At 37.7% G+C, this 15,388-nt stretch carries 10 protein-coding genes and 1 pseudogene; 2 read left to right on the plus strand and 9 right to left on the minus strand.

All coding sequences use genetic code 11. From position 1 onward, the window contains the following. The first annotated feature begins 760 nt into the window (after positions 1-760). On the plus strand, positions 761-1,588 hold the full coding sequence (locus MCQ_RS01320) for an outer membrane protein (RefSeq protein ID WP_006923079.1): 828 nt from the start codon (positions 761-763) through the stop codon (positions 1,586-1,588). A 442-nt stretch (positions 1,589-2,030) separates the two neighbouring features. After that, positions 2,031-2,558 (plus strand): methylated-DNA--[protein]-cysteine S-methyltransferase, encoded by a 528-nt coding sequence (locus tag MCQ_RS01325; protein ID WP_006923080.1) that lies wholly within the window; start codon positions 2,031-2,033, stop codon positions 2,556-2,558. 3 nt (positions 2,559-2,561) lie between these two features. Here MCQ_RS01325 and MCQ_RS01330 read toward each other — a convergent pair whose 3' ends face one another. From MCQ_RS01330 to thiC, 9 genes and pseudogenes are all read right to left on the minus strand, one after another. Beyond that, positions 2,562-4,883 (minus strand): sensor histidine kinase, encoded by a 2,322-nt coding sequence (locus MCQ_RS01330; protein ID WP_006923081.1) that lies wholly within the window; start codon positions 4,881-4,883, stop codon positions 2,562-2,564. Between the two features lie 286 nt (positions 4,884-5,169). After that, positions 5,170-7,797 (minus strand): aminopeptidase N, encoded by a 2,628-nt coding sequence (gene pepN / locus MCQ_RS01335; protein ID WP_006923082.1) that lies wholly within the window; start codon positions 7,795-7,797, stop codon positions 5,170-5,172. A 79-nt stretch (positions 7,798-7,876) separates the two neighbouring features. Next, positions 7,877-8,695 (minus strand): uracil-DNA glycosylase, encoded by an 819-nt coding sequence (locus MCQ_RS01340; RefSeq protein ID WP_006923083.1) that lies wholly within the window; start codon positions 8,693-8,695, stop codon positions 7,877-7,879. Positions 8,696-8,837: 142 nt separating this feature from the next. Beyond that, positions 8,838-9,596, minus strand: coding sequence for a hydroxymethylpyrimidine/phosphomethylpyrimidine kinase (locus MCQ_RS01345; protein ID WP_035007770.1), 759 nt, complete (start codon positions 9,594-9,596; stop codon positions 8,838-8,840). Next, positions 9,587-10,192: a thiamine phosphate synthase gene (locus tag MCQ_RS01350; RefSeq protein WP_006923085.1), complete on the minus strand. Its 606-nt coding sequence runs from the start codon at positions 10,190-10,192 to the stop codon at positions 9,587-9,589. Before MCQ_RS01350 ends, MCQ_RS01345 begins: the two co-directional genes overlap by 10 nt. After that, positions 10,189-10,962 carry a thiazole synthase gene (locus MCQ_RS01355; RefSeq protein ID WP_006923086.1) on the minus strand — a complete coding sequence of 258 codons (774 nt, stop codon included), beginning with the start codon at positions 10,960-10,962 and terminating at the stop codon, positions 10,189-10,191. The genes MCQ_RS01350 and MCQ_RS01355 overlap by 4 nt, the downstream gene beginning before the upstream one ends. A gap of 4 nt (positions 10,963-10,966) precedes the next feature. Further along, entirely contained in the window at positions 10,967-11,164 is a 198-nt protein-coding gene (gene thiS, locus MCQ_RS01360; protein WP_006923087.1) for a sulfur carrier protein ThiS, read from the minus strand. 3 nt (positions 11,165-11,167) lie between these two features. After that, on the minus strand, positions 11,168-12,118 hold the full coding sequence (locus tag MCQ_RS01365) for an FAD-dependent oxidoreductase (RefSeq protein ID WP_006923088.1): 951 nt from the start codon (positions 12,116-12,118) through the stop codon (positions 11,168-11,170). After that, positions 12,115-13,949: pseudogene (thiC, locus tag MCQ_RS01370) on the minus strand (phosphomethylpyrimidine synthase ThiC). Before thiC ends, MCQ_RS01365 begins: the two are co-directional and overlap by 4 nt. Between the last annotated feature and the right edge of the window lie 1,439 nt (positions 13,950-15,388).

Below are 15,388 nucleotides of genomic sequence, written 5' to 3' on the forward strand. Positions count from 1 at the left end.
TTTTAAAAATATTTTGATTTTATAATTTTTTTGGTCTTTATTTAGAATTTTATATAAATTTTTACCAAATACTATTATAATAACCCTGTCTTCTATTTTTGTTTCAAGAGTACTTTTTTTGACGAAAATCGAATTCTTACATGACTTGGTGTACTTCCATTTATTTTTTTAATCTCTATGTTAATTTTTGATGTTTCATTTAGCTATCTGTTTTATTGGAACAAATAGTTAAAGTTAAAAAAATAGTTTAGAGCTATTCTCGGTTGGTTTTTCAAGCTGGTTAAGATAGGTTTCTATGTTAAATGATCTAGTTCTAATTGCTATGGTTCATTCAGAAAATTAAAATAAGCTTTTTTTACTTTTAAATGAAAATAATCTTAATTTATCGTTTTTTTTACCCATATTAGAAATGAAGATATATCAAGCAAAGCAGGACAAGAGGCTTTGTCGACTATGTTAGACCTCATTTTCTTTCAAAAGATGATATGAACACTATTCAAAATAGTTTCGAGTATTTTTAAAAGATACACGCGCTTACGAAAGCTTTATAATAAGACGAATTTCCATCAATATAGCCAATATACAATATTATATAGAAATTCTTATGCTAATTTCTATTATAGCATAGTCTGTTTAAGTCTGCTTACATTTTATCATTAAGGTTTTATTTTTTTTATAACTGTGACATTTTTGCTACAGATTTTTTGAAAAAAATATGAAACCATCCACGTTATGTTCATTAGCTTTTAGGGGAGCAATTATGACTAAAAAGTATTTAATCACAACATCTGCTTTGGCTTTGATTTCAGTTTCTGCAGTACGAGCAGCTGATATTGCAGTTCCTGAGCAGCGAGTACCTGTTGTTTCTGTTCCTACTTTTTCTTTTGCAGGGTTTTACCTTGGGGGCCAAATTGGTGGTTTTTCAAGTAAATCTACTTTAAGTTATTTAGAAAATGAGAGTGCAGGACAATTTGTTCCGATGAACAAGGAGTTTTTGCCTAAACCTTCTGGTTTCATAGGTGGCATTTATGCGGGTTCCAATATTGATATCGACAATGGCTTTATTATAGGTATTGATACGGATATAATATTATCTGGTAAAAAAGATAGCAAAGATATCAAGTCGTTGGAAGAAAAGCAAAAAAAAGCAATGCGAGATACTCTAGAAGGAACGAGTCGAGGGATAGCGCATCGGGATGATGCAGCAACGTCTAGTGAAGTTGTGCATCATACTTTAAAACAAAAATGGTTTGGTGCTACAAGGGTGCGAGTTGGTTTTGCTGTTGATCGTATGATGCCTTATATTGCGGGGGGCGTTGCTTATACGCAGCTCCGGAACATCTTTGCAAAGGCAGCTGATACGACAAGTAAGCAAGCTGTTAATTTGTCTGATTTACTGCATGATGAAAAAAAGACTATGGTTGGTTATACCCTTGGCGGCGGTGTTGATTTTGCAATGGCTGATAATGTTATTGTGCGTGCAGAATATCGTTACTCAGATTTTGGTAAGAAGAAATTTGCAAATGAAAAAATTGAAATGGGCTACAAAACGAATGATTTTCGTGTTGGTGTAGCTTACAAATTTTAATTTAGTGCAAGGTTAAATATTTGAGAAAAGCCCTATCCACGAGATAGGGCTTTTTTTATAAATTTTATAGTAAAGATATTCTAGGATGGAGAGGAGAGGTTGTCTGAGAGGCTTAAATTATCTATTTCAACCAATTTTTCTTTTTTAAGTATATTAACACTGCAGATATTTTACATATTTAAGCCAAAAGCAAGTATGGTTTTAGTAAATAATCCTATCTTACTGCTGCACAAGGACAAGTAGAGTTATTTTGCGTGTGTGCGAAATATTTAATGCCTGTGAAGAGATATAAATTGAGAGAGTAGGTTTGCTTGATTATTTTCCCTGTAAAATTTTCAAAGATGCACTTCTACATCATTTTTATTTATAAGAAATAAAAGTGGGATAATTTTATTCTTTTTGCTCTATTTGCGGTGTACACTGGAAATAGAGGTTTACCAGAATGCTAAACGCTCCTTTAAAAAGAGTTCTGTATCTGAGAGAAACATCGATAGGGGGGCTTTTAGTGGCGAAGTCTCCTAAAGGGATTTGTAATGTATCGCTAGGAAACACTACTGAGCAACTACTACGCCAATTTATGGCGCGTTTTGATGATGTGCAAAAAGATGTTAATGACGATGTGTTTAACAGAGAGACCGCACATATTGTTGCAATGGTAGAAACGCCTCATTTGGTAAGGAATTATGATTTTCCCTTGGATATAAGAGGTACAGCCTTTCAGCAGAAAGTCTGGGCTGCATTATGTAAAATACAATGTGGTGAAACAATTTCTTATGAAGAGTTAGCGCAACATATTGGTATGCCGAAAGCTTTCCGTGCCGTTGCTAATGCTTGTGCGCGTAACGAATTGGCGTTGGTTATTCCTTGTCATCGTGTAGTACGCAAAAATGGTTTTATTTCAGGTTATCGCTGGGGGATGCAACGGAAAAAAATTTTGTTGCAACGAGAACGAAAAGGATACTGTTTTTAAAATTTAATTTTGCTGAATTGGCATTGTAATGGTTACAGTCGTACCTTTCATTTCTTTAGAAGTAATTTCAAGCTTTCCTTTATGGAGTTCTAACAGAGAGCGTGAGATGGCCAATCCAAGTCCTGATCCAGTGTGGGTTTTTGTAAATTGATTTTCAACTTGTTCAAAAGGTTGCCCAAGTTTTTTTATTGCGGATTGAGGAATACCAACTCCTGTATCTTTAATTCTGAAAACAAGATTGGTTTTTTTCTGGAAAGCATAGACATCAATACTACCACCAGAAGGTGTAAATTTAACAGCATTAGAGATAAGATTAAGGAAAATCTGTCTCATGGCACGGCAGTCAACCTCAGCATGAAGTTCTGGAGCAATATTCGTTGTAACAGAAATATTTTTTTCTTGGGCTTGTGGTGTGAGTGTTCGCACTGCTTCACTGATAATGGGCTCAAGATTGGTATTTTTACAATCAAGGGTAAATCTTCCAGCTTCGATTTTAGACATATCAAGGATATCATTAATAAGGGTTAGAAGATGGGTTCCTGAATTGTAAATATCATGCATATATTCCTCATAGCGTTGTGAACCAAGAGGGCCAAAGGTAGATTGCAACATGATGTCTGAAAAGCCGAGAATAGCATTAAGTGGAGTACGCAATTCATGAGACATATTGGCTAAAAATTCTGATTTAGCTTTGTTAGCACTTTCTGCGCGTTCTTTTTCTGCTTGCAGACTTTTATTAAGTTTTTCAACTTCTGTTGCACGTTGTTGAGCATTTCCTCGTGCACGTTTGAGTTCTTGAATGAAAGAAAAAAGGCGCCTTTCACTGTCTTCAAATTTTTCTTGTTGTTGTTTAAGCTCAGAAATGTCTGTACCAATACAAACAAGTCCTCCGTCTTGGGTACGTCGTTCATTAATTTTGAGCCAACAGCCATCTGCTGTTTGGCGAATACTGGTTAAGTTACCAGTACCATCATCTTTGAGGGGATATTCACTGATTGCAGGGCGTGCCATGGCTTCGACTGTTGCACGTTGGATGCCTGATTGTAGAATCTGTTTAGGGATAGCGGCATATTCGCAAAATTTGCTGTTGGACATGACTAAACGTCCTTCTGAATCCCACAATACAAAAGATTCTGAAATATTTTCAATAGCATCGCGGATACGAAGGTCGGCTTGCGCTGTTTGTTCAGCGAATTGACGTTGTTCACTAATATCGTAGGAAATACCAACCAAATGGGGCTCTTCTTCTTCAGTAACTTCGGCACGAATGCGCATCCATACATAATGACCATCAGCATGACGCATGGGGACGTTAATGTCGATATGCTTTTTTTTACCGCTCATTAATTCCTGAGCAAGATCAAAAAAATTTGCATCATTTGGATTAATAATGGCGGTGATTTGGGAAATTGAGAGCAGTGCATCTTGAGGCACATAGCCGAGCATTTCATACATTGCTCGTGACCAGTAAACACGTCCACTTGCCATATTCCAGTCCCACAGTCCACAGCGTCCACGCATCATTGCCATATCAATGCGGTTTTGAATTTTTTCTGAAGCTAGATCTGTATTACGTGCTCGTATAATTTGATTATAATAAGCATAGAGGAGAGCCAGGATAATGCCTGTAGTTCCTATGAACAGAGTTATGTTTAATGAAAAAAATTTGCGCCATTCTACGTAAGTATGTTGCATTTTTTCACTGATGAATACACCATATTGTCTATTTTCTGTTTGATTGAAGGAAGCGAGAGCAGGGGTATCTTTTCCTATCGTGATTTTCATGATTCCAGCATCTTGTCCGAGAGACCGTAAAGCAGTACTCTCAGAGGTAAAATCTTGTAAGGGTTTTCCTAAAATTATTTCGGAACTGGATGAGGCTAGAACATCGCCTTTTTGATCGACAATAGCAATAACAGTGTTGGTTTTGATAAGACCTTTGTTACGAAAATTGGTAAGAATATTTTGTAAATGATTATGAGAAAGAACAGCGTTTTTTTCTTGCTGAGTAGCTGAAAGTAAGTCACGATCAATTATATTGGTAATATGAGAAGCTAAGAGAGTGAGGGTCGAACGTGTACTTTTATCAATTGTATCGCGCCAATCATAGATTGAAACAAAACGAATTGCTGCTAGCAAAACGAGGAATACAACAATTATGATAGGAATAAAACGCCGTAGCCAAGGCTCAATAAAGAGAAGTTTTTGATAAGTGGAGCCAGAAAGCAGGTTGATATGCGCTGTCCGTGCCTTGCAACTTTGAGCGCTGGGTTTTGAAGTGGCGTGCATATCTGTTGGCGCGTTATATGCGTCCAATTTAGCCATTTCTAGTTCCTCTAATTATGGAATAATGTGATTGAAAAATTGTTTCTGTATTCATAGTTAACCCCATAAATACAATGAATCAAAACACGAGTCCTCTGTCCAGTCTTTTTTTTTAAAAAAAAGTAATTTTATTCTTATGAGCATGGAATATGGAAATAAAAAAGAACCCTAACATTCTCCATAAAAAGGTTTAAATTGCTTGTTTATGGGGTTGCAGTTACAAAGAGATAATTTATTTTCTTTCATAAGAAATATTATAATATATTGATTTAAAATCGTTTTTCTTTTAAGCGAGTATGCGATTGATGATATCTGCTACATCGCTTGACAATTTCGGAGCTATTGCAATTGTTTTTAATGCGATTTCAAGTTTCTTTTGCCGAATTGGCTCTAATTGTCGCCAAGAACGCATCATTGTTAATAATCGGGAAGCGAGCTGTGGATTTTTTTTGTCAATTTCAAGAATGATTTGACAAAGAAATTGATAGGATGCGCCATCAACTCTATTAAAACCTGTTAAGTTGTTAGATGCGAAGACACCAATCAAAGCTCCTACACGATTGGGATTATCTTGTGAAAAGAGCGGATGCTGCATGAGTTTTTGAACGTGATCAAGTGTTGATGTTCCCGCAACTATTGCTTGAATGGAAAACCATTTATCCATGACCAAAGGGTCATGCCGATAGCGGTTTTCAAAATCATTTAAGGCATTTTGTGCCTGCTCACTTTCTTTAAAACGCTGCACTAAAATGGTTATACTGGCCATGCGATCAGTCATATTATTAGCTGTTGCATATTGTGTGGCAGCACGGGTTGGTTGGGCTTCAGCGATGGAAAGATAGTCTAGTATAATATTACGTAATGCTCGTTTCCCAGCTTGTACAGTGTTTGGTGAATAGGGCTCATTGGTTTGCATTTGCACATAAAGTTTTGTGAAGAGTTCTTGATACGTATGTGCGAGTGAAGCCAAAAACTGATTGCGCACATGGTGAATACACTCTGGATCAACATTTTTACCGATTGTGTGGGCAAGCTCAACTTCGCTCGGTAAACTTAAACAAAATGCGCGAAATTCGGGTTCAAGACTTTCGTCTGTAATGATAGTTTCAATCAATTTTAGCAAGGCAGAGGGCATACCCTCTTTTGCTCGTGTTTCATCTTGAATAGCTTGAATCAAGGCTTGCGTCATCAAATGATTCAACGACTGCCAACGATTGAATTGATTACTATCGTTTTGTGCAAGAAATATGAGTTCGCTTTCATTGAATGGGGTTTGTAGAATGATAGGTGCAGAAAAGTCTCTGAGCAGTGATAAAACAGGTTTTGCATTTAATCCCCTTAATGTGAACGTTTGGTTTTCCTTGGAGAGAAGCATAACATCTGATTGAATATTTGCATCAGCTTCATAAGCTAGAGATTCTCCCTGGTGTCCTAAGAGTCCAAAAGCGATAGGGATGAGCATAGGTTTTTTTATATTTTGTTGTGGTGTTTCTGGACTGTGTTGCTTTGCATGAATTGTGAGAACACCATCACTATAATGGTGTTCAATTTCTACATGGGGCGTGCCTGTTTGTTCGTACCACAGCATGAATTGTGAGAAATCTCTACCAGAGACTTCAGCAAAACAGGTGATAAAGTCTTCAATTGTGCAAGCTTGTCCGTCATGACGTTGAAAATAGAGATCCATCCCTTTACGAAAGAGAACAGGGCCTAAAATAGTATGCACCATGCGAACGACTTCTGCACCTTTTTCATAGACGGTTGCGGTATAAAAATTGTTGATTTGGCTATATTGACGAGGCCGTACAGGATGGGCGAGTGGACCGGAATCTTCGGTAAATTGCTTAGCTTTCAATGTTTTTATATTTTCAATTCGCTGGAGACTACGCACATTTTGATCTGAAGAAAATTCCTGATCACGGTAAACTGTTAATCCTTCTTTTAGGCAGAGCTGAAACCAATCACGGCAGGTAATGCGATTACCGGTCCAATTATGGAAATATTCATGGGCAATGATGCGTTCAATATTTCTATAGTCATAGTCGGTTGCTGTTTCAGGATCTGCAAGAACATATTTATCATTAAAGATATTAAGCCCTTTGTTTTCCATTGCCCCCATGTTAAAGTCAGAAACAGCAACAATATTGAAAACATCAAGATCATATTCGCGTCCGAAATATTGTTCATCCCAATGCATAGAGCGTTTGAGCGCATCCATTGCATAAATTGCGCGTTCAGTTTTTCCTTTTTCTACATAGATGCCGAGTTTAATACGTCGACCAGACATAGTGGTAAAATAATCTTCTAGTTTATCAAGGTTACCACCAACTAAAGCAAAGAGATAAGATGGTTTGGGATAGGGATCTTCCCAAACGGCAAAGTGGCGATTGCCCTCAAGAATTCCTGATTCTACAAGGTTGCCATTGGAAAGCAAGATGGGGATTTTCTGAGAATCTGCCTCAATTTTTACTGTATAGGTAGAAAGAACATCTGGGCGATCATAAAAATAAGTAATACGACGAAATCCTTCTGCTTCGCATTGTGTACAATAAACACCGTTTGAAAGATAAAGCCCCATGAGTTGGCGGTTTGTTTCAGGATTCAGTTTAGTGACTAATTGCAATGTAAAAGGAGCGGTTGGTGGCGTTATAATTTCTAAACATGAAGGAGTGACGTTATAAGTGTTTTTGGCCAATGTTTCGCCATTAATAGCAACAGAAATTAATGTAAGATCATCTCCAGAAAGCACAAGAGGCATTCTCTCTTTTGTATTTTGGCGCGCCTCAATGAACAATGTTGCTGTCACAAAGGTTTTTTGTGGTTCTAAACAAAAGGAAAGCTGTGTTTTAGAGATAGTGTAGGGGGTTGGTTGGTAATCTTCCAAACGATAAATCGGCGTTGTTGGCTGTTCCATAATTTTTTCCTGAGTGTATTTTAAAAATGCAAATGAGCGAAAGACTATTTATATTGTTGTGCAAGGTAAGCTGAAGGAATTACGAGAGGTTATTTAAGCGATTTTTTACTTCTAAAAAGTCCATCCATGTAAGCTTTTTTTGACTTGGTGTTCGTAAAAGATAGGCAGGGTGAAAGGTTGGCATAACAGGTATTTTTACTTCACCTTCTCCTACATAAGTGTGCCATTTTCCCCTTGATCGGATGATTCCATTTTGAATTCCGGTAAGAAATTGTGCAGCAACTCCTCCTAGTGCTATGAGGATACGAGGTTTAGCAAGTTGAATATGTCGTTCAACAAAAGGGCGGCATAATGCAACTTCTCTCGGTGTTGGTGTGCGATTGCCTGGTGGACGCCAAGGAATCGTGTTCGTTATGTAAACATTTTGTCTTGTGAGGCCAATTGCTTCGAGAATTCTGTTAAGCAACATTCCCGCTTTTCCAACAAAAGGAATTCCTTGTATATCTTCTTCGCGTCCTGGTGCTTCTCCAATGAGCATAAGTGGGCTTCCTGCTGTTCCATCCGCAAAACATGTATTTTTCGCTGTCAGTTTTAAGGAGCAGCCATTAAAAGCGAGGAGAGCAGACTTTAATTCATCAAGTGTATTGGCCTTTTCTGCCATCTCTATAGCTGAGAGTGCGTATTGTGCGGTATCGGAGTTAGGTAGTGGATAGTTATGCTGTTTTATGGTTGCTGGTATTTGTTGGTGATGGGAAGTGTCGATTACCTGCTTTACATTTTTCTCTGATTGACTAAAGCGGTCAATAGGCGCATCAGCCAGCACGGCATCAGCACCACTTTCTTTGTAAAAACTTAGAAGCTCTTCATATGAGATTGAGCACTGAGTTTGGTTTAACATTGTATTTTTCTTACCTATAGATATATTAATGAATAGACCAGATAGAATTATTCTTCAAGCTGTATGATATTTTCGTTGCTAATCTGATTATAGCTAATCTGATTATAAGAATACCGATAAAGCATGATTAAGACGTTTAAGTCTAGAGCTCTTTTTGGTGGTGGTTTAAAAGCAATGTGTGGGTATATATTTTTGCTTTTTTTACGGCTTCAATGAGAGATTCATTTAATGCCAAATGTGCAGCAATAGCGCTTGATAGGATGCAACCAGTTCCACGCATTGTTCCTGTTACGCGGGGAGTAGAAATATTCATTATCTCAGTTTTGTTAACTAAGCTATCAATTGCAAGAGGACCATTTGCATGTCCACCTTTTATCAATATAGAGTGTGGACCAAATGATAGAAGTTTTTTTGCTTGTTGTATTGTTTGCTTATGATAAGAAGCCAATGGGCTTTGGCTCAGAAGAGCGAGTTCTTCTCTATTAGGTGTTAAAAGATCAACGTGAGGAAGCAGTTTATTGATCATAGTTTCGATGATTGCTTCCGTTGTTAGTTTTCCTCCTGATGAGGCGACAAGTACAGGATCCAGAATAACTGGAACATGAGGATAGTCTTCCAATACATTACAGATTGCTTCTATAATTGCTTGTGTTCCCGTCATACCGATTTTTATTGCGCTTATGGGATTGGCCTCTAGAGCACTGCGCATTTGCGCGGCGATCAGTTTGCCATCCATTGGAACAATTTCAACAACCTGATTATCATCTTGTACGTTAACACAGGTTATTGCTAAATTTGCTTTTATTTGAAAATGTGTAGCTGTTTCTATATCACGAACAACACCAGCACCTCCTGTTGGATCGGTGCCCGCAACAATAAGAATGGAAGGTATCAACGCCATGTTTGTGTCACTTTTATCCATTGTTGGACACGCTTTTCAGGTTGTTTATGGAGGATAATATCAGTCACAACAGCAGCACTATTTGCTCCTGCTTTTAAAACATCAACTGCGCGTTCTGGTGTTAAACCACCAATGCCAACTAAAGGGAGAGCACCAATCCGTTTTTTCCATTGTTTGAGTTTTTCTAATCCTTGCGGCATCCATTTCATTTTTTTTAAGATCGTTGGATAAATAGGACCGAGTGCAATATACGCAGGATACACAGATAGCGCGATATCCAATTCATGTTCATCGTGTGTACTAAGACCAAATCTTATGCCACTTTTACGAATTGCGGGAAGATCAGCATTATTCAAGTCCTCTTGTCCGAGATGAATAAAATTACATTTTTCCTCAATTGCCATTTCCCAATGATCGTTAATGATTAATTGTGCTCCCAATTTATCGCATGTGTTTTTTGCACGCTTGATATGTTGACGGATCATTTGTTGATTTTCATTTTTTATACGCAATTGTACGAGTTTTATCCCAAAAGGAACAAAACGTTCAATCAAATCAGCATTATCAACGATGAGGTAAAATGGGTCCAGTTTCATGAAAATACTGCTTTCCCAATAACTGGTGTTGAAGGGACAGCTACATTGCGTGCTTCGAGAATGCCAGCTTTATATCCCATACGTCCTGCCTGAACAGCTTGAGAAAATGCTTCAGCCATTAAGATAGGATCACCTGCTTTAGCAACTGCTGTGTTAAGAAGTACTGCATCATAACCCAGTTCCATAGCAATTGCGGCATGTGATGGACGTCCAATGCCGGCATCAATAACAAGAGTAATATCAGGCAGATAAGCGCGGATAGAACGCAAACCATCGGTATTATGAGGTCCTTTGGCAGATCCAATAGGAGCACACCAAGGCATAATGACACGACAACCAACATCCAAGAGCTTTTCAGCAACAATAAGATCATCCGTTGTATAAGCAAAAATTTGGAATCCTTCATCATTTAGAATTTTTGCAGCTTCGACTAAGGAAAAAACGTTTGGCTGTAAAGTATCGGAATTGCCAATAACTTCAAGTTTAATCCAAGCTGTTTTAAAAAGATCTCGTGCGAGTTTGGCTGTCGTCACGGCTTCTTTAACAGTGTAACAACCAGCGGTGTTTGGAAGTAATGTTACATCAAGTTCTTTAAGAAATTGCCAAAATTGCCCGCTTTGTTTTCCACCTGCGGTTTCTCGACGCAATGAAACTGTCACAATTTCTGTACCGGATTTATGAATAGCATCCCGAAGGATTGCTGGTGAAGGATATTGGGCTGTACCTAACATAAGACGGGAAGAGAATTGTTGTCCATAAAGATTTAACATAGTCTCAGCCTCCTTGCATTGGGCTTAAAATTTCAATTTTATCTCCTTCATGCAAAACAAATTGGCTTCGTGCATCTAAAGGAACCACTTCAGCATTAACAGCGATAGCGAGCCAATTTCCTTCATAGCCCAATTCTTCAAGTAATAGATTGAGAGTGGTAACTGCTGTTTGGATTGTTTCACCATTGACAAATATTTGCATGCTTTACTCCAACACCAATTTTATTGCTCGTTTTGCCATTTCAGGAGACAAGAGAAAACCATGTCTATAAAATCCATTAATGGAAATATGGTTACCATCTTTGTGCACACAAGGAAAGTTATCAGGATAGCATGCTCGTATTCCAACACCAGATTCAACAATTTCTGCTTCTGCAAAAGCGGGATGTAAAGTATAAGCAGCATTGAGCAATTCCATCATTGATCTCACGGAGATAGCACCATCAAAATCACTTTCAATCATTGTTGCGCCAATCATAAAAATATTATTCTGTCGAGGTACAACATAAAGTGGAAACCGTGGATGGAGGAGACGAATTGGGCGAGAAATTTTAATATCTGTGCTGCGCACGAGTAGCATTTCCCCGCGCACCCCCCGTATATTTTTGTCTTTTCCTAAACGTGCTATTCCCGTTGCATCAATAACAATATCAAAATTTGTTTCTGGTATTTCCACATCAACAAAACATGCTCCATTTTTTATCAGGTCTTCTTTCAAAGTAATGAGTGCTTTGCGAGGATCAATATGTGCTTCATCTTCGTAAAAAAGTGCACAGTTAAAACGTTCTGCAAGATCGGGTTCAAGATGAGCTATTTCTGCACCATTTATGGTTTTGTGATTGTGTGTGCGCTCTGAAAAACGTTCAAGCTCTCCTATATCTCGTGTAGGTGCAACGACTAAAGTGCCTTTTGATATTACAAGATGAGGGAGCGTTTTGCGCCACCATTTTATGGCTTGTATACCAAGATCTTCAACAATCTGTTCAGCACTTTCCTTTTCACAGTAAGGCGCTAACATTCCTCCTGCATACCAACTTGCAGTTCCTATAGGAGAATGAGGAGGAGCCGATACAGTAACAGAAACACCTTTGTGTTGTAACATAAAGGCAACTGTTAAACCGCCTACCCCTGCACCTTTGATAAGAATATTTTTCAACTGTTGACACTCTTTTTTTGAGCAAGAATAGCATCTACATACAGATCACCATTCTTTTTATATTTCTTGGACATGGCAACCATACCTTCGATTTTTGTTTTTCTTGTTGCCACTGTATCACGAATATCATGGGAAATACGCATCGAACAGAATTTTGGCCCACACATGGAACAAAAATGCACTAATTTATAGGCTTCTTTAGGCATTGTTTCATCATGAAAAGCGCGGGCTGTTTCTGGATCAAGAGAAAGATTGAATTGGTCATACCATCTAAAATCAAATCGTGCACGTGAGAGGGCATTATCGCGCAATTGTGCTCTAGGCAAACCTTTGGCAAGATCAGCAGTATGCGCAGCGATTTTATAAGTGATCACACCAGTTTTAACGTCGTTTTTATCAGGCAATCCTAAATGTTCTTTAGGTGTTACGTAACACAGCATAGCAGTTCCAAACCATCCAATCATAGCAGCACCAATGGCCGATGTAATATGGTCATATCCTGGTGCGATGTCAGTTGTAAGGGGTCCCAAAGTATAAAAAGGTGCTTGATGACAGAGATCTGATTGTTTTTTCATATTTTCTTTAATTTTATGCATTGGTACGTGTCCAGGCCCTTCAATCATAACCTGTACGTCTTTTCCCCAAGCAGTTTTTGTCAATTCTCCCAAAGTTTTAAGCTCAGTAAATTGGGCTTCATCATTAGCATCGGCAATAGAGCCAGGGCGCAATCCATCTCCCAAGGAAAGAGAGATATCATATGTACGTGCAATATCACAAATTTCATCAAAATGTTTGTAAAGAAAACTTTCTTTGTGATGATGCAGACACCATTTTGCCATAATAGAGCCGCCTCTTGAAACAATACCCGTTATCGGATCAATAGTTAGGGGGATAAAAGGTAATCTTAGTCCTGCATGAATGGTAAAATAATCAACACCTTGTTCTGCTTGCTCGACGAGGGTGTCATGGAAAATATCCCATGTTAAATTTTCTGCAATGCTTTGTACTTTTTCGAGTGTTTGATAAAGTGGAACAGTTCCTATGGGTACTGGCGAATTTCGAATAATCCACTCACGAATATTATGAATATTCCGACCTGTTGAGAGATCCATCACTGTATCGGCTCCCCAGCGAATGGCCCAAACCATTTTATCAACTTCTTCTGCCATAGATGAAGTCACTGCTGAATTACCAATATTGGCATTAATTTTAACACGAAAATTACGCCCAATAATCATGGGTTCGCACTCTGGATGATTGATGTTTTGGGGAATAATGGCGCGTCCACAAGCAATTTCATTGCGAACAAATTCCGCAGTATAAATTTCTGGTATTGATCTAGCAAATATTTCATTTGATGGTACATTCTGCCGTTCTTTTACTACTAATCCTTCATTTTCTCGTATAGCCACATATTCCATTTCCGCTGTAATAATGCTCGCGCGCGCGTAAGCCATTTGTGTAATTGCTTTGCCATTTTTTGCTCGCAAAATGGGCTGCCTATGTTCAAAGGTTGGTGTAGGATTTTTATCAGAAGCCAATCCATTATCCTCAGGTTTGACTGATCGAGCAGGATAAGGTTCAGTATCAGCACGCTTAGACAGCCAACATGAGCTAATTGCTGGCAAGCCTTTTGTAATATCAATGATCATATCTTTATCTGTGTAGGGGCCGGAAGTATCGTAAATATTTAGAGTTTTTTCCTCGCTGCCATCAGTCAATGAAATTTCACGCAATGGTACGCGCACATCAGAAAAGAGAAGGCTCTGTTGATAAATTTGCGTGAAGCAGGAAAGGGGCTACAATTGATTGATGGAGTATTTTTCTGCACAAACTTTTTCCTTATAGATACACAGTTCAAAAATAGGTTGCGATGTTAATGGGGATGTATTCAAATTATCAATTATGCGCGCTTGAATGAATGAGGGCAATGTTGCTTTATACCCAAAAGCGCTCAATAAAATTCAACAAATTTTATTGAAAATCGATGTAATATTCTTAACAACATTCGCGTTATGCCCCCACTTAAAACATTTTTTCTCGCATGGACATGGTTGGCTTAAATATCTATATTGTCAATCATAAAGATATATTTTGAACGATTTTAATAAGTTTTTTGGGGGAATCCAAGCAGAGTTCATGATAAGTAACGAGCTTAATACCGTGCTATACAGTGGCTTGTTATAGAAGACAAAACATTACCACATTTTATGAATTCTTCTTGGTTTGATCATATAATATATCATTTTTAGCTCTATGTAAAACTGAGCTATTTGTTTAGTGTTTTCATCATTAACGGTTCTCATAAGTGATACTAAATCAATGATTTGTATTTTGGGGCTAATTTCATTTTCATTTAAAGGATTAAGAAATTTTTCCGCGTAATAAAACATTGGGCCTGTAAAGCTCATGAACATATTGTATGCCCAAATAAAACAAGTTTATCTCCAAATTAGACTCACAACATAGACTATTTATTACATTGGCTAACATTGCCTACCGCATCTCCTTATTGATAATCACTCCGCAATAAATTCACAAAGCATCCACATAAAAAAATGAGTATATGACAATGCATTATGATATCAAATTGAGAGACTATATTCTGATAGCTACGTCTATATACAAAATACAATTTTTTTGTTTGTTCTTGCTTTTGAAGAGATTCAAACTCCAAGTATTCTTTGTAAAGCTTATCGTACTATTTAAACTATCTACGCTCGTATATTCCAATAATATTGATACAGAAAAAGCTATGAATGTTACGACATATAACAATGCTGGTCGTGTTTATCTGTCAATAGCGTAGTGCAGTTGAAAATTACTGCAAATGCAAGATTTTTTTATTATCTGGAGTGAGTATTTATTAAATCAGGAAATACAGCGTCAACTCTACAAACAAAAAGAAAGTGGATGTCACTAAGAACTAGGATAGGATGAAAGGGTGTTCCTAAAAAATGCTCGTACTTAATAAAGAGGCGGTAGTATGAGCAGCTGAGAATGCCGATAATAAAATAGGATTATGAAGGATTGATATCCTATTTAGAAAAACAAGCCATAGATTGATTGTCTTACTGCTTACGTGGTATTGCTTGGGTAAGATGTTGCTATTACAGCTAACAGGTGAGGATGGGAGAGTGATTAAGATGATAGGAGGGATGAAAATTACTTCAGTTGAGAACGGCAGGTTAAGATTATAGGCAAAGCTTATTCCTATTTTTATAAGCAATGGCAGTGGTGCGTATAGCTTGGAGAAGTATGGTTATGGAA

This window comes from Candidatus Bartonella washoeensis Sb944nv, from assembly GCF_000278135.1.
GTDB lineage: Bacteria > Pseudomonadota > Alphaproteobacteria > Rhizobiales > Rhizobiaceae > Bartonella > Bartonella washoeensis.